The 15582-nt window shown below is 57.3% G+C and carries 13 protein-coding genes; 1 reads left to right on the top strand and 12 read right to left on the bottom strand.

The genetic code is table 11. The features are described from left to right. The first annotated feature begins 277 nt into the window (after positions 1 to 277). Positions 278 to 640 carry a hypothetical protein gene (locus ACN1C3_RS30500; RefSeq protein WP_419119438.1) on the top strand — a complete coding sequence of 121 codons (363 nt, stop codon included), beginning with the start codon at positions 278 to 280 and terminating at the stop codon, positions 638 to 640. Positions 641 to 691: 51 nt separating this feature from the next. Here the strand turns inward: ACN1C3_RS30500 and ACN1C3_RS30495 are convergent, their stop codons facing one another. The 12 genes from ACN1C3_RS30495 to ACN1C3_RS30440 all read right to left on the bottom strand — a co-directional run bounded on the left by ACN1C3_RS30495 (position 692) and on the right by ACN1C3_RS30440 (position 15580). Then, positions 692 to 1084, bottom strand: coding sequence for a hypothetical protein (locus tag ACN1C3_RS30495; RefSeq protein ID WP_419119437.1), 393 nt, complete (start codon positions 1082 to 1084; stop codon positions 692 to 694). A gap of 604 nt (positions 1085 to 1688) precedes the next feature. Then, a complete protein-coding gene (locus tag ACN1C3_RS30490; RefSeq protein ID WP_419119436.1) occupies positions 1689 to 3164 on the bottom strand; it encodes a family 16 glycosylhydrolase in 1476 nt (491 codons plus the stop codon). Between the two features lie 83 nt (positions 3165 to 3247). Then, a complete protein-coding gene (gene galE / locus ACN1C3_RS30485) occupies positions 3248 to 4303 on the bottom strand; it encodes a UDP-glucose 4-epimerase GalE (protein WP_419119435.1) in 1056 nt (351 codons plus the stop codon). A 123-nt stretch (positions 4304 to 4426) separates the two neighbouring features. Continuing rightward, entirely contained in the window at positions 4427 to 5845 is a 1419-nt protein-coding gene (locus tag ACN1C3_RS30480) for an oligosaccharide flippase family protein (protein WP_419119434.1), read from the bottom strand. Between the two features lie 51 nt (positions 5846 to 5896). After that, entirely contained in the window at positions 5897 to 6832 is a 936-nt protein-coding gene (locus tag ACN1C3_RS30475) for a glycosyltransferase family 2 protein (RefSeq protein WP_419119433.1), read from the bottom strand. Beyond that, complete coding sequence (locus ACN1C3_RS30470) at positions 6826 to 8109, bottom strand: O-antigen ligase family protein (protein ID WP_419119432.1); 1284 nt, start codon at positions 8107 to 8109, stop codon at positions 6826 to 6828. The genes ACN1C3_RS30475 and ACN1C3_RS30470 overlap by 7 nt, the downstream gene beginning before the upstream one ends. Beyond that, complete coding sequence (locus ACN1C3_RS30465) at positions 8106 to 9218, bottom strand: glycosyltransferase (protein ID WP_419119431.1); 1113 nt, start codon at positions 9216 to 9218, stop codon at positions 8106 to 8108. Before ACN1C3_RS30465 ends, ACN1C3_RS30470 begins: the two co-directional genes overlap by 4 nt. Further along, positions 9215 to 10294 (bottom strand): glycosyltransferase, encoded by a 1080-nt coding sequence (locus ACN1C3_RS30460; RefSeq protein ID WP_419119430.1) that lies wholly within the window; start codon positions 10292 to 10294, stop codon positions 9215 to 9217. Before ACN1C3_RS30460 ends, ACN1C3_RS30465 begins: the two co-directional genes overlap by 4 nt. 16 nt (positions 10295 to 10310) lie before the next feature. Further along, on the bottom strand, positions 10311 to 11018 hold the full coding sequence (locus ACN1C3_RS30455) for a WecB/TagA/CpsF family glycosyltransferase (protein ID WP_419119429.1): 708 nt from the start codon (positions 11016 to 11018) through the stop codon (positions 10311 to 10313). A 160-nt stretch (positions 11019 to 11178) separates the two neighbouring features. After that, positions 11179 to 12570 (bottom strand): undecaprenyl-phosphate glucose phosphotransferase, encoded by a 1392-nt coding sequence (locus ACN1C3_RS30450; RefSeq protein ID WP_419119428.1) that lies wholly within the window; start codon positions 12568 to 12570, stop codon positions 11179 to 11181. 149 nt (positions 12571 to 12719) lie between these two features. Continuing rightward, positions 12720 to 15035 carry a GumC family protein gene (locus ACN1C3_RS30445; protein WP_419119427.1) on the bottom strand — a complete coding sequence of 772 codons (2316 nt, stop codon included), beginning with the start codon at positions 15033 to 15035 and terminating at the stop codon, positions 12720 to 12722. A 2-nt stretch (positions 15036 to 15037) separates the two neighbouring features. Then, a complete protein-coding gene (locus ACN1C3_RS30440; RefSeq protein WP_419119426.1) occupies positions 15038 to 15580 on the bottom strand; it encodes a polysaccharide biosynthesis/export family protein in 543 nt (180 codons plus the stop codon). Positions 15581 to 15582: the final 2 nt, after the last annotated feature.

The raw sequence follows: 15582 nt of genomic DNA, 5'->3' as shown, positions 1-15582 counted from the left end.
TGGAAACAGTGCCCCCTGGCAGCGATCTTCACCTTGGATATAGCGCATAAGAAAAATGCCCGCATCTTGCGATGCGGGCATTTTCTTGAACCGGAGAGCAGATTGCTAGGTTTTCACACAATCTGCATTGAGCCGGGCTTTTTGTTGATGGACCGCTGACTTTTGAAGGGAAGGGAATGGTTGGGTGTTTCACTGCTGAGAATTTTCTCAAACCGCTCTATTGCAGTGGTCATTGGCCCGTGGTGATTCATACTTGCCAGTAGTAGGGGAGAAAAAAATGCGTAACCGCGGCCAAAAATACTGGGATTGGGCAGATCCCGAACTGCATAGCCGGACGCATGACTCTCGGTTGAGCGACGGGACGCTGATAAACGTTCAGGTCCGACTCTCAAAGGCTGGAGTTACCCAGCTATTTTTCGGAATTTACGACAAAGAAGGCACGATGCTGTTTGAAGAGAGCTTCGACTCGCGCCTTGGCGAAACGATGACTCAGGCTATGGAGTGGGGATTGGCGAAGGCCAGAGAGCTGATTGATCTTTCGTGTGCTAGGGATCGCCTGGAAGAGCAGCGAAGCCAAAAGGCGCGAAGCCCACGAGCGGAACAGGGCACAGGATCTGGAACCGGCATTAGGCCCAGATGACGCTGACCTGCTTATTGATCCGGACTGAGCTGCCGCACTCAATTTTTGTCGTTACCCCTCAATCGAAACCGGCGGCTCATAGATTGGAATCTCCGCTGAGGAGGGGGAGAAGGAGGACTCAGTCATGATTGATCGCAAGTGCTCGATGGCTTCACGATATTTACGATCGGCATATCGTCTCTGCTCTTGGTACTGCGTGAAAATTTCCGCGTCAATGTAGGGGCGATCGAGAAGATCAAGGGCTGCGCAACTCAAGCTATGTGCTTCGGTGAAAAGCTGTTTGTTACGTTCAAGCGCCAGGTTCAGACATGCTATGGCTTGATCGGAAATCCTCGTGTCGTTCATTGCTGCGCCCTCTGTATTGACCTGTTCTTTTTTTTTGCGCCCAAGCCCGCGCTCCGCTGTATTGTCCGGAGGGCTTGGGCGAGGAACTTCGAAGTACATGCAAAACCATTTCAATACGATCGTAAAGAGACCAACCCGATCGCTGGCGCCAATATTGCATTGGTGTCCATCAAGGTTTGGATTCCCACAAGCCGACTACTCTCTCTGCTGCGTTTTCCGGTATGGCCCCGAGAAACTTCAGCCGTGTGGCACTCATCGTACGGTGCGACACACTTGACTAACAATAAGGTCAGTTGCTGCAGCGAGGAGGGTTAGATGGATAATTGGACCACCCGCAGATTCTTGATTGTCTTCGTCATCATCTGCCTTCTGATCAATTGGGGATTGGTTGAGGCTGCCCCGTGGATTACGTCACATCTCAACTTTCCATGGGCCCTGTAATGGGCAATGTGACCCGCATTTGGTATGAATTACCCGTAACAAAGCATTGGCTGAGCGTGATCGAACATTTACTCCTGACCCACTTTAGCGGTCTGCTGACAGGTAGAAAACTCGAGCTCAGACATTGATTGAAGCCGGGCCGACTTAATGCCCTGCCTGGACAGCACCCTCTCTTCCAGAATCTCCCGGGCAAGCCTTGCGATTGAATCGGCTCGTTTGCCAGGCGTGCCGATCTGCCGGAGGCCTCCGTCTTCAGGTCAGGCTATCTACCGCCTCGCCACACCTTGATGTAATCGACACGGAAGGTGGAGGGCAGGTCGGCGTCGTCGACAATGCCGAACCAATCCCACATGGCCTCGCTGTCAAAGTTGATCTGCATCGGGAAGAACCAGTGGGTGTTCTTCGCTTCGCGTACCAGTACGCCATCGACGTACCAGCGCAGGGTGTCAGGCTGCCAGTCAAAGCCGTAGACATGGAATGCGCTTGCCAGGCGCCATGGGCTGACCCAGCTGCTGCCATCGCGCAAATGCTCAGTACTTTGTGGCGTGGCCCATACGTGGGTGTTCATGTTGTACAGGTGATCGAAGGCTGCGTTTTTGGTCTTGCCGCCGATTTCGAATATGTCGATTTCGGTGGCGTTGTCGGCAAGCCCCGTCCACGCCAGCCAAAACGCGCTGGAACCTGCCGAGTTCATGGGTTTGGCGCGTGCCTCGTAGTACCCGTAAGAACTGCGCTCGATAGTGCGGACCATCGCCGAGGTATAGTCCTTGTAACCTGGACGAACGTACTTTTCCGGCAAGGTTTCCTTACGGAAAACGATGTTCAGGTTGCCATTGCTGACGGTGGCATTGTTCGGTGTGAACAGCGCCGGTTTACGACCGAGCGAATCGCTGCCCGAGCCATCATTGACGTGCCAGCGTTTGGCGTTAAGGGCCGCGCCATTGAAGTCGTCGGAAAATTTCGTGTCCAGAATCCATTGGCCGACATTGGCCTGATCGGACAGCGGCAGATTGACGTTGGTCTGTTTCGGTGGCGTGCCCAGCGGGCCAATTCGGGTCCAGGAATTAGCAAGCGTGGGGATGGCGACGGCCCATTTGTCCGCCAGGTACTGAAACACGCGCTGCCGTTCCTCTTGGGAGACTAAAGGACGGTCGTACACCAGTACTTCCGCGATATCGCCGCGCAGGTGTTCGGAGCTGCCGACCACGTTTCGCCCCACCGCGTACGGGCCTATGGGCACATCGTTGAGTTCCAGGAAGGAAATGGTCGGTTCGTAGGCTGTGGTCTGTTGCACGCTAATGCCGAAATTCGGTGCCACGTTGTCGTTATCGGCGATCTGCGGGCGCGAGCTGAACAGGCGCTGCCAGGCCTTGCCGCCGGCTTGATCGGTCAGTCGGCGTGACACGATCAATACGGTAACGGGGCCTTTTGCAGCGCGTATCGTCTTGCCAAGGAACCCCGAAGCGCCACCGAAACGCACCACCGAATGGCCATTCATCGCGTTTGCCACGCGTTGCGGGAGCGAGGCGCCTGCAGCATCGTCGACTGTAACGTCGTTGGACTTGCCGGACTTGTCGTGCCACAACGGGAGACGGTTCTGGGCATCGAGCTTCATTGTCGACGCGTCGGCAGCGTCGAGCCACAGTACCAGGCCGGTGGCGAGCGGATGAGGGGTGGCTCCCAGCGCGTAACTGGCAACCGATGCCAATAGGGCCAGCAGCAGAAAACTCCTGAGCATGTGTGTTCCCTGGTGTGCAATGGAGAGCGCAATGGAGAGTGCAATGGAGAACCGGGGAGTTTGAAGGTCATTGCTCACACCCATTACTTCACCGCGATCGATGCCAGTAATTCGGGTCGGGACCGGTATCCATGCGGATTACACGACTGCCATCGCCAGGTGTCGGCGATCATCTGCACCAGGTCGCGCTGTGCACACCAGCCCAGATCACGCCCGGCCTTGGTGGGGTCGGCCCAGCATTCGGCGATATCGCCGACGCGGCGCGGGGCGAATCGGTAGGGGATGGTAATACCGGTAACGTCCTCGAAGCTGCGGATCATCTGCAGAACGCTGTAGCCAATGCCTGTTCCCAGGTTCCAGATATGGATGCCGTTACTGCTCTGCAACATCTGCAGCGCTTTGAGATGGCCATGGGCAAGGTCGACCACATGGATATAGTCGCGCACACACGTACCGTCGATGGTGGGATAGTCGCTGCCGAACACCGTGAGTTCAGCCATCCGGCCAATCGCGACCTGCGTCAGGCAAGGCAGCAGGTTGTTGGGTCTGCCGTTAGGGTCTTCCCCGATCAGCCCGCTTTCGTGAGCACCAATCGGGTTGAAGTAGCGTAATAGAGCGATGCTCCAGCGTGAATCGGACACGGACAGGTCGGTGAGCAATTCTTCGATTATGAGCTTGGTGCGACCGTATGGATTGATCGGTTTGCCGGTGGGCAAGTCTTCGACTATCGGTATCTGTGTGGGTTCGCCATAGACGGTGGCCGACGAGCTGAACACCAGTTTGAATACTTCAGAGCGGGCCATGGCCTGGCATAGATTGAGCGTGCCGACAACATTGTTGGCGTAATACTCCAACGGTTTTCGAACGCTTTCCTCCACGGATTTGAAGCTGGCAAAATGCACCACGGTATCAATGTCGTAGTGGCTGAAAATATCGTCGAGCAAGTTCGTATTGCGAACATCGCCTTCGATGAAGTCGACCCGAGTATGGGTCAGTCGCTCCAAACGCGTGAGCGACTCTCGGCAGCTGTTACACAGATTATCGAGCACCAGCACGCGTTGGCCGGCGTCAATGAGGGTCAGGGTGGTATGGGAGCCGATGTAACCGGCCCCGCCAGTAATCAGCGTGGTTTTGCGCATGATGAGGTGTTCCTGGCACAAGGGGATTGCACGAGGTGGGGAATGCGGTCTGGGCGCAAGGAATGTTGTTTGGGGAGACTGGGTCGTCTCGAATTCACTGAGGGAGGCTTTGCGGCACTGAATTCAGCGGGCGGTGAACACCGACTTGAATTCTTGCGGCCACCGTGGGTGCAACACGCTGTAGGCCAGTGCATAGGTCACCGTACCGATACCGATGCTGCAGGCCAGGTGTAGATAGCCCTGCAAACCCAGGTGCGAAGAAGCAAGCACCACCGCCGCGGCCATGACGAGCGAGGCGATCACGCTGCGATAATTGGATTCGAAGAACGATCGCCAGCGGTAACCTATTGCAGTGTTCAGCCCCCGGATCTGCAGTGGCGTGATAATCACCATCCGCGCCAGCAAAGCCAGGGCAGCTGCCATGCCTCCATAGAGGTGGCCCAGGCCGTAGACCAGCGCCAGCGCCAGCAGGGTGGTTGCCACTTCAGCCTTGAGGGTGAGGCGGGTGCAGTTGACCGCCACCAGCGCTGTCGTGGCATACATCGCGGTGTTGCCGATGGCCGCGGTGCATGCAAGCACTTGCAGCATGGGAATGGCTTCTGCCCACTTGGCGCCAAATATCAAAAGGATGATGTCCTCGGCCGTTACCGCGATGCCGACGAATATTGGCGTGATCAGGAAACCACTGACCGCAGTCGAATCGCAGATGATCCCGATTAACCGCGTCGGATCTGTGCTGCGCCGGGCGAACACCGGCAGCGCATAACTCATGAGGCCGTTATAGATCGCCGTGCGAGGCAAATCGATGATGCGCATCGCCATATTGAACATGCCGACGGCGGTGGTGCCGGCGGTGATGCCGAGTACCACGGTGACGCCGCGCTGAAGCGTTTGAGAGCTCACCACGTTGATGGCCAGAGGTATACCGGCCGCCAACAGTTCACGCAGGATGGGGCCGTCAATGTTAAAGGCAATTGGGCGTCGCTCTGCGCGCATCAACACAACGATGGACACGAACTCCATGATCAGCGCCTGAGCGATCACCGCCCATGCGCCGAAACCCCAGAGCGCGACGGCGATACCACCAACGCCACCGACCACCTTGCCCAGTAGCGTGCGCGAAGCCAGCATCTTGAAGTTGCCACTGCGGCGCATTTGCACCACATAAACACGCGCCATCATGGTGAAGAGGATTTTCACCGAGGCAGCCGCAGTCATCCATTGAAGCGCCGGGGAAGTCGTATACAGCATCGCCCCGATCGATATGACGACGATGGAGACCAGGCTGACGAGCACCGCGGCCCAGAAGGCCGTGGAAATATGCTTGTCTTCCAGGCGCTCCAGCCGTACCAGCGGGTCTTCCAGCACTGACGAGTAGATGACGCCGATCACCTCGACGATGGCGATAATCACCGTACCCACACCCAGCTCCGCCGGCGACAGAAGCCTGGCATAAGCGATAAAGGTGATCATCGACAGGACGATCAGGCCGAATTTCTCGGTGACGATCCAGAGCAATGTAACAACACGATGATTGGCCATTGGTGGATCCGAGAAATAATGGGGCTTTGCGGTCCATGGGCTGTAGTCGACTCAGGGTGCCTTGCGCAATGTTTTCAGGCGCGCATAGAGATAGCGCAGGGTCGGTTTGCCATTGAGGAAAATGAGCGCTTGCCAGGAGTGCTCAAGCATACGCCTGAATACCATGATCACCTGCGCATGTGCGCCGAGTCTGGAAAACGCATTGAGGAATTCGACGTGGTTGGCCAGCACGAAGTGGATACGTTGCTGCCTGGTCAGCACTGCACCGTAGCGTGCGAGGTACAGCTCGATGAATTTGACTTTGTGCGGGTAGTACTTGAGCGGTTGCGCTGTGATGTTGCCGCGGTCTACCCCGCGCTTCAGCAGTACCTGCGGCACCGTGTGAATCTCCCAGTGCTCGGCGATCCGGGTCCATAGCAAGCGGTCTTCGGCAAAGTGAATGGAGGGATCGAAACCGCCCAGGGCCACAATTATCTCGCGCACCACCAGCACGCCGGACGTACCGTTGACGACGTTGGCGTGGATGAAGTCGTCGAAGTGCTTGCCGCCCTTGCGTCGATCTTCCAGCTGCCGGGTTCCGTCGCTGAACTCGCTCAACTGGTAGCAATCTATGAGCCCGACCGGGTGCCCCAGGCGAGAGAGTTCGGCATAGAGCGCCAACTGCTTTTCCAGCTTTTGCGGATGCCATTGGTCATCGGCATCGAGGAATGCAATAAAGGTTTCTTCGGCACGCAAGATGCCCTTGTTCCGCGCACTGGCCGGCCCCTCATTGGCCTGCTGCAATAGCGTCAGGGGGAAGGGGGCGGCATAGTTCTGGACAATTTGCGGACCAGGGTCGCTGGAACCATCGTCGATAACGATAACGTTATCGGGCAGTCGGGTTTGATGGCTCAGCGACTCCAGCGTCTTTTGAATAGTGGCTGCGGCGTTGTACATCGGAATGACTACACACACCGAACCAGGTGATTGGGAGGCGTCGTTTAACACGTGCTTTTCTCCGCCAATGTTCCCGGTGCCAGGTCAGGACGTTCAGCGTGATGGCGCCTGAATGACAGGGCCAGGGTGCAGAACACCAAAAACTCCGCAGAGCGGTAGTTGGGAATCACGTAGGCCACATAGTTGGTGACGATGAACAAACCGATGATCACCAATGAGCTGGCGCGAAACTGTGCCGATTGGTCAGCCGTCACGGCCCGATATTGTTTGATCAGCACTTCGACAAGCATGAGGATCAGCGCCGTTAGCTGTACGACGCCGCCGTTGAGCAGGGTCTCCATGTAGCCGCTGTGGGCGTTTCCGATGTAGTTCCAGCGGGTAATGAATGGCTCGGCGCTGCGGCTGGACCAGAAGGCGCCAAAGCCGTAACCCTTGATGAACTCGGCATCGATCATCGGTGTGAGCATGTCCCAGATTAGCGTGCGGTCGGTGAGTGACGGGTCACGACCGACTAGCCCCAGCAACAGGGTGTAGTTGCCGTATAGCAACAGGCAGATCAACAAGTAGATGATCGTGGTACCGAAGAACGCCGCCAGCGAACGGTTGATGCGCAAGCGGATCAGTGTGAGGAAGTACCAGTAGCTCACCGTACCGGCAATAAGCAGCGCGATCCCTGTGGCAGACTGGGCGAGCAGAATGGCGACCATCGAGAAAAACGAGCAGATCATCGCCCAGGGGTTGCGCTGGTGGATCATCGGCAGCAATAACAGGATGGCGATCGCGTTGATCCGTGCGCCGGCATTTTTCTCCGGGTAGATCCCTTTGAACGCACCGTCGCGAATACCGCCGGAAATGAACGCGACGCTGGGCATGATGACTGCGAATATCAGCCCGATCAACGCCGCGACACCGATGGCACAGCCGAGCATGAAGGTGATTTTCTCAAGGCTGTAGTTGTAGGCGATGAAGCCTGCGAAAAAGACCACGCTGATCATCGCCATAAAACGCTTGAAGCTTAACATCGGGTCGTAGGACCAACTGATCGATACTGCCAGGCAGAGCATGAACACCAGCAGAAAGAAGTTGTTCTGGTAAAAGCTTTTGCTGATGAAGACCTTGTCGCGGATGAAAAAGAACAGCGGTACCAACAGGGTGATCAGGCCGCAGATCTGGTTGATGACGTTGCCTTCGAGGTCTTTTTCGGCGACGTTCAGATTCGACACATCACCCAGCCCGAGAAAAAATGTGATCACCTGGATGTAGAACAGCACACCGAACAGAGTGAACGCGTCGCGCAGAGTGGTATACCTGACTTCCAGTGTTTTCATGACGGTTGGCTCCCAAACAACGCGGCAAGATAGGTTTTCGCCGCACAGGCACTTACGAAGCGGGCAGCAGCATCGATGCGGGCCTGGCGGTGTGAATCACGCGGCAAAGTCAGCTCCAGAGTGATGGCTTGCGCCAGTGCGGCTGGGTCTTCGACGGCCACCAGTGGGGCGACCGCGCCATCGTCGAGAATGTCTTGCGGGCCATAGGGACAGCAGGTCGACACCACCGGAGTGCCCGTAGACATGGCTTCGACCAGCGCGTTGGGACTGCCCTCGAAACGCGACGACAGCACAAAGCAATTGGCCGCTGCCACTTCCGCCAATGGATCACTGGCATAGCCCGGCAGATCGAACCGATCGGCCACGCCCAGGGCGAGTGCCTGCTCGAGCAACTGGTCCCTGAGCGCGCCTTCGCCGAAAATGATCAATCGCACACTGAGATCGGGTAACTGGGCGAATGCAGCGATCAATATGTCAAAGCCTTTTTGCCGAGCCAGGCGACCCACAGCGACAATCACCGGGGTGGATTTTTCCAGCAGCCAGCGGTGGCTTGGAGGTCCCGGCGTCTTGTCGCGAAAGTCGTTGTCGAGTACCGGATTGTCGGCGATGGTGACGTCCTGCCGGCGCGTAACGGTGGTATCGACCAAGTCTTGGGCGACGCCGCGCGAGACGCAGATCACCGGGTTGGGGATGAGCCGATACAGCAGCGGCGCCAACCAGTAGGCTACCCGCACCCTCAACGCCGGGTTGACGTGTTTGTCGTAGGAAAACGCGTTGCGCTCACTGACGTGCAGGTGCGTCAGGGTACCTGACAGCGTGGCAGCGGCGATGGCCACCACGTTGACATGGGTGAGGGCGGCCAGTTGCGCGTCAAAGCGATTGTTGCGAAGAAAGCGTGCCAGTGCCGGCACCGCACTCGAGCTGCGCGCACTGTGCAATTCGACCTGTTTGACCCGCGGGTCGAGGCTCGCTGAATGTACACCTCCGCCGGTGAGCATCAGTAAGGTAACGTCGTTGCCCGCGTCAGCCAGCGCACCGGCGAGGCGCGCCATCATCTTTTCGGCCCCGCCCGCGCTCAAGTCATGCAGAATGATCAGCAGCTTTTTCATTGGTTCCATACCTGGTAGTACGCCTGCGCGGCATACTGACTGGTGTACTGGCGGACCGTATCAGCGACAACGTGTTCGCTTTGCGCAGCCTGGCCGTTCACGACCAGGCTGTGCAGCATCCCTTCGGCCAGCGCCGGTACATCGTTGACTTTGACCAGGTGGCCGAGGCGGCCGTTATCAAGTAGTTCCCTGGGCCCGGTTTCGCAGTCGCAGGCCAACACTGGCGTACCCAGCGCCAGGGCCTCAATCAGTACCGTCGGCAGGCCTTCATGGAAAGAGCTCAGGATGAGCAGTCGTGCATGCCTGATCAGCGGGTAGGGGTTACTCAGATAACCGGTGAAATGCACACGGCTCTCGATGCCCAGGCGGCGTGCCTGCGAGGTCAGCGCTTTGAGCTGCGGGCCGTCGCCGGCGATCACCAGATCTGGCAGCGCATCGCTGAGCAATGCCATGGCGTAGGCGTCGAGCAGCAGGTGGAAACCCTTCGGCTCCACCAGCCGGCCCACACCTAACCAGTACTCGATTGGCAAACCGGTGGGCAAAGGCGCCTGTGCGGCACTGAGCAGTTGTTCGGTGACGACCGCGTTGGGGCAATAGCGGATGCGCTGACGACCCCAGGGCATCAATTCGGCGAGGGACAGGCGCAGGCCATTGGAAACCGTCACCACCTTACCGTTACCGCAGAGGTACAACGCGTAGAGCAAGCGCAGGCTGGTGGAGCCGATCTTCTGCTCGCCACAATCCAGTGCCGCGTGGCGGCTATAGATGACCTTGCAGGGGCTACCCAAGGTGGCAAACCAGGTGCAGAGGTTGGCTTGTTCCTTGGCGGCGATGAGGTGGGTCACCCCATCGCCGCGAATGATCTGGCGCAGAAGCACGATGGACTTGAGCAGACCGACAATTCCACTGCCGCCGCCGTTGAGGATTTCAGCACCTTCGGCGTCCGGAGTATCGCCGTTCATGACGAAAAAACTGACACGCTGGCCATCCTTGAGAAATTGCTCGGCCAGGCGTTGCTGGACGCATTCGACGCCACCACCCGGCTTGAAGTCCTTGAGAATGAATAGGATATGCATGGTCATTACTCGGCGCTCAGGGTGCAGTGAGGTTGATGGCCACTTCGTGCCGAACGATCATTTCCGATAAATGAATAAAGTTGGTCGGGTAGTCGACCAGGTAGCGTTTGATGGTGTGCGGTTCGCGGTACATTCGATAGAACGCGCGCAGATGCAGGCGGTTGACCGGCTCAGGGTAGTAATGATGAGTGGCCATGGCCTCCTGTCGAATGAAGCCGCCACAGGTGAATGCCACACCGGTGAAGCCTGCGCTCAGGGCATCCTGCACGAACTGCTCTTGAAGCCCGGCGCCCAGGCCTGTGATCAGGATGTTCGCTTCGCTGCGGCAGATGTCTGCTTGAATGCACGCGGCCTGGGTTGCATCGAAGTAGCCGTGGTGACTACCTGCGATAATCAACGCCGGGTAGCGGACTTTGATCTTATTGATAAACAGATCCAGTTCGGCTTGCCTGGCACCGACTAAATACACACGCTTGCCTTGTTTCTCGGCATAACTGAACACAGGGTCGGCGATGGACGTGAAGTCGAAGCTGACTCGGCCGATAGCCCGACCGGTGACGCGAGACATGAACGTAGACATCAGCAGGCCGTCGCAAAAATAGGCGATGGTATTCGGGGGTTGCTCGAAAAAACTGCCGATGGACGCAAAATTAATGAAGGAATATGCCTTGTTGGCCTCCAGCAAATGCGGTGTGTAATGCCCGATTAATTCCAAGCTAATCATTGCCTGACTCCTTATGAAGTTCCTTCATAGGTCTTTATCGAGACGTAACTTATGCACCCCTCGACAAATGCGTTGATGCCAGGGCGCACGCTGGTGAAGGGCTTGAACCCGATAGACAGGAGACCCGGTGGATGTGGGTGCAGGGAGAGTGGGCACGGCGTCAGAAAATGTTTTTTGAGAACAACGTGAACGGCGTCTTGACGAGAATCTTGAAGTCCAGCCACAGCGACCATTGATTAATGTATTTGAGGTCTTGAGCGACGCGCTGCTGCATTTTTTCCAGTGTTTCGGTTTCACCTCGATGCCCGGTGATCTGGGCCAACCCGGTTATTCCCGGTTTGAGGCGATGACGGGCCATGTAGGCGCGTATCTTTCCGGTGTAGTAAATGTTGTGGGTGACGGCGTGCGGTCGGGGGCCGACAAGGGCCATATCGCCGAACAGCACGTTGAACAGCTGCGGCAGCTCGTCGATGGAGCTACGGCGCAAAAAGCGCCCAAGCGGGGTGACGCGGTCATCCTCACGAGTGGCCTGGCGCACTTCGCTGTCGTCGTGCAGGCGCATCGAACGGAACTTCCAAACCTTGATTACCTCAGCGTTACAACCGTGACGGTTTTGCTTGAACAACACCGGGCCGGGTGAAGAGAGCTTGACGGCTGCCGCAACTACCAGCAGCAACGGGCTGAGCAAAATAATCGCCACGGCGGCGATGCTGCGTTCGAATAGATCCTTGCAGAGCAGGCTGCCGGGGTGCGAACTGATCAGGCTTTCGTTGAGGTAGATTGCCGGCATTCGCTCTATTTCCGAGATCGACTGATTAAGCAGCACCATGCTGCCGAAATCAGGGATCCAGACCACGTCGACGTTCATGTCCAGCAGATCGATGTACAGGGCTTCGATGGTTGCTGCTTGTGCTATTGGCAGGACGATGTAGACGCGGCGTACTTCCAGGCGGGTGATGATCTCGCGAATCCCGTCGACGCGGCCCAGCAGCGGCAGAATGCTTGGTGCCGGGCCGGTTTTGTCAGCGGTTGCGATGAAACCCAGTACCCGTACGCGGTCCGGTCTGGAAAGTTTCTTGGCCAGCTTATGTGCGGTCGGGCAGGTGCCGATTATCACCGAGCGGCGCTCGTTGCAGACCTTGCGCGAATGCAGTCGGATAAGGTACTGCAGGGGCAAAAAACTGGCGGCCTGGATCAGGTAACCCAGCACGGCCCAGACGATGATCACTTGTCGCGAGAAAATCACGCTGGTCTGGGTTATGAAGGCAATGGTGATCAGAACGGCCAGCAGGATCAACCAGCTGACCAGCAACCTGCCGAGCCCGGACAGCAGCCCATTGCGCTTGTGGTAAACCTGCATGACGCTGTAGATCGGAATTGAGCCGAGGACAGTGAGCGTCATCAGAACGCGGTATTCACTGTTTAGACTGCCGACGCGCCAATACACGAGCAGCATGAGCAGCAGATTGGTCAGGCTGAGTGCGCACAGCCACTGCCCCCAGAAGGCCAGACCTCGGCGATTTGCCATTTGAGCTGCATAGTGCGATGTCATCGACTCAATCTCCAGACATGGGTTATACATCGGCGCCGATCGGGTACTGCACGCCCTCGCTCCCGCACGCTGTTGTGTCGCTCGACTGAGATGAAGTGGTTTTTGGTGATTGTTGGAAGGGAGGTTACGGCAGGCTCAGGCTCCGGCGTTTACCTGGACAAGTAGTCGTAGTTATAAAAGGTGTCGGAATGCCTGTAGCCATACTTGCGTGCCTTGCGCAGGTCAACCTGGTTGAGCACCACACCAAACACTGGCGCGTGGCTCTGCTGCAGCATTGCGAGGCACTTTTGCACCTCGCTGATAGGGGTGCTTTCGGCCTTGACCACATAGATCACCGCATCCGAATGCTTGGCCAGCAACAGCGCGTCGCTGACCATCTGGGCAGGGGGGGAGTCGATAATGATGTACTGGTACCGTGACTTGAGCGCCTCAAGCATGAGGACCACGCGCGGCGAGCTGAGCAGATCCAGCGGTGGGGGCTGGTGCGGCGAGCTGAGCAAACCCAGCGGTGGGGGCAGGCGCAGCGAGCCGTCCAGTGGGGGGGGCGAAAGCTTCCCGGCCGGCAGCATGTCGAGATTGCCAACAGTACGGATACAGTCTTCGAGCCGGGCAGTGCCAGCAATGACGTTGGCCAAGCCTGGGCTGTCTGGCGGAAAATCGAAGTTCAGCGAAAGGGTGGGTTTGCGCATGTCGGCGTCGATTAACAGGACACGCTCAAGCCGGGTGAGCGAGCATGCCAGGTTGTTGGCGATGGTGCTTTTGCCCTCATCTGCAATGGTCGAAGTGACCAGTACCACCTGCGTCGGCCTTTCGCCACTGTGCAACATCAGCCAAGTGCGCAGGTTGCGAATGGTTTCGCAAAAACGCGGATGGTCGTTGTCGTCGAACAACCGCGCCAGTTGCCGGCGGCTTTTCTTCGTGACCAACGGCACCACGCTGAGCAGTGGCATGTTGAGCGTGCTTTCGATCGTTTCGTCGGTCTTGAAGGTATTGCTCAGGGTTTCGAACAGAAATGCCAGCGCTACGCCGATCACCGCAGCCACAACAGCGACAATCGCCACAATCAGTGTTTTACGGGGCTTGCTCGCTTCTAAAGGAACAAGCGCAGGGTCGACGATGCGCGCCTTGGTTGAGTCAATGTCTGACGTTGCCGTGGTTTCCTTTAAACGGGTGAGGAAGGTCTCATACAGCGCGCGGCTGCTGTCCACCTCACGCTGGAACTCACGCAGCTGGAACTCCTTGCGCGAAATGTTCTGTATCTGCGCCTTGTTGCTGTTGAATGATTGACGAAGTGAGGCTTCATTGGCCTGGGCTAGCTGGTATTCACGCTCGATGCCGGCAACCACCTGTTGTACCTGTAGGCGCAGACTGGTGGTGGCGGTACGCAACTCAGAGAGAGCGGACACCAAGGCCGGATGTTTTGGACCGTAGCGCCCCGACAATTCCTCGACCTTGGCTTGTGCCTTGGCCCGTTCAGCCTGGAATTGTTGCACCAAAGGGTTACTCAAGACGGCGGGCACGCTGGAAAGTTTGCTCAGGTTGCCGTTGCTCAGGGCCTGCACCTGACGGAATTGGCTCTCGGCTTCTGCCCGGTTACGGCGGGCGTCGATCATGCGGTTGCCGGTCATTTCCAGTTCGTTGGCGCTGATGGTCGCGACACCGTCGACGTCCACCAAGCCTTGCTCTTCCCGGTAGGCCTGAAGCTTTTTCTCGGCATGGCGTAGATCATTGCGCAACTCGATCAGGCGTGTGTTCATCCAGCTGGTGGTGGTCTGTGAGGATTTCAGGCTGCTGTCGAGCTGGCTATCGATGAAACCCTGGGCAAGCGCGTTGGAGGCAGCGGCAGCCAGATCAGGGTCGGGCAGCTCCACGTCAATTTCGATTAGTTGGCTCTTGCCAACGAATTTGACGTTGGTACGCAGCATGAGGTTCTGAGTGACTTCATTGAAGATGTCTTCTTCAGTGGGTGCAGGCAGTGGCGTCAAAAAGCCAAGGACGGGTAGCCATTGGCCAAGGTCAAGGTTTGCTAACCACTTTCGCGGCGTGAACCATGGCTCCGGTTGCTGGCGTGGGTCGGTCACTGGGTGGGTAGTGAGGTGCAGCGTTCTTACCGCACGTTCGGCCAGGTCCCGCGATTGCAGGAGCGCTTGTTGTGTCTGTAAGTAATCGATGGTACTGGAGCCCGAATCCGTTACTTGCTGGAAGGCCAACAGCGGTGACGTTTTTTCTTTGATCAGCAGGGTGGTGCTGCCCATGTACTGTGGGGTAATGATGTACACCGCGGCGATCGCGAGCGCACAGCTAAGCAGTATCAACCATACGATGTTCCATTTGGCGCGCCAGATCACCCTCCACAGTTTGAGAAAATCAATGGTGTCCTTTTCTTCGCTGTGCTGCTGATGCAGATGCTGGTGCAGCGGCGACTGGAGCGGACGCTCGACGTATGTGCTTGGGCTGTTGTCCATGATTAGAAAAAGCCTTGTGCAATGGATATGGTGTCACCGGGGGCAATTGCGGTACTGCGCGTGACCGTGTCGGTCAGTGTGGGGGACCCATCGCCGCGCACGATGGTCACACGCTTGATCGAGGCTCGCTCGGTCAGGCCACCGCCCAAGGCGATGGCTTTTTCCAGCGTCAACCCAGGCTCGAACGGATAGCTGCCGGGTTTCTGCACTTCTCCATTGATGTAGAACGAGCGGTAGGCGATCAGGCTCAGGCTAACCTTAGGGTCAACCAGGTAACCTTGCTTGAGCCCATTGACGATGATCTTTTCGACCTGATTGGGGGTTAGCCCCTTGGCGGAAATCTCACCCAGAAATGGGTAGGAAAACGTTCCGGCATCGTTGAGACGGATTTTCGCGAAGCTCAGGTCCGGCTCACCGAATACGGTAATGCGCAACACATCGCCGGAGGCCAGTTTGTACTGGGCGCCGGAGTCTGCTGCATCCGCTGCATAAGTTGCGGGTAACAGACACAGCACGAACAGCAGGCCAAGAATGCGTGAGTTCATGT

Origin of the sequence: Pseudomonas sp. H11T01, from assembly GCF_048515765.1 — a bacterium.
Lineage (GTDB): Bacteria > Pseudomonadota > Gammaproteobacteria > Pseudomonadales > Pseudomonadaceae > Aquipseudomonas.
The sequence above is the reverse complement of the archived record's forward strand: the minus strand, read 5'-3'. Positions and strand labels throughout refer to the sequence as shown.

What these genes read in the sequence shown, in the direction of transcription:
- ACN1C3_RS30500 (WP_419119438.1), top strand. Translation starts at nt 278, where the DNA reads ATGCGTAACCGCGGCCAAAAATACTGGGATTGGGCAGATCCCGAACTG.
- ACN1C3_RS30495 (WP_419119437.1), bottom strand. Translation starts at nt 1,084, where the DNA reads ATGTACTTCGAAGTTCCTCGCCCAAGCCCTCCGGACAATACAGCGGAG.
- ACN1C3_RS30490 (WP_419119436.1), bottom strand. Translation starts at nt 3,164, where the DNA reads ATGCTCAGGAGTTTTCTGCTGCTGGCCCTATTGGCATCGGTTGCCAGT.
- galE (WP_419119435.1), bottom strand. Translation starts at nt 4,303, where the DNA reads ATGCGCAAAACCACGCTGATTACTGGCGGGGCCGGTTACATCGGCTCC.
- ACN1C3_RS30480 (WP_419119434.1), bottom strand. Translation starts at nt 5,845, where the DNA reads ATGGCCAATCATCGTGTTGTTACATTGCTCTGGATCGTCACCGAGAAA.
- ACN1C3_RS30470 (WP_419119432.1), bottom strand. Translation starts at nt 8,109, where the DNA reads ATGAAAACACTGGAAGTCAGGTATACCACTCTGCGCGACGCGTTCACT.
- ACN1C3_RS30465 (WP_419119431.1), bottom strand. Translation starts at nt 9,218, where the DNA reads ATGAAAAAGCTGCTGATCATTCTGCATGACTTGAGCGCGGGCGGGGCC.
- ACN1C3_RS30460 (WP_419119430.1), bottom strand. Translation starts at nt 10,294, where the DNA reads ATGCATATCCTATTCATTCTCAAGGACTTCAAGCCGGGTGGTGGCGTC.
- ACN1C3_RS30455 (WP_419119429.1), bottom strand. Translation starts at nt 11,018, where the DNA reads ATGATTAGCTTGGAATTAATCGGGCATTACACACCGCATTTGCTGGAG.
- ACN1C3_RS30450 (WP_419119428.1), bottom strand. Translation starts at nt 12,570, where the DNA reads ATGACATCGCACTATGCAGCTCAAATGGCAAATCGCCGAGGTCTGGCC.
- ACN1C3_RS30445 (WP_419119427.1), bottom strand. Translation starts at nt 15,035, where the DNA reads ATGGACAACAGCCCAAGCACATACGTCGAGCGTCCGCTCCAGTCGCCG.
- ACN1C3_RS30440 (WP_419119426.1), bottom strand. Translation starts at nt 15,580, where the DNA reads ATGAACTCACGCATTCTTGGCCTGCTGTTCGTGCTGTGTCTGTTACCC.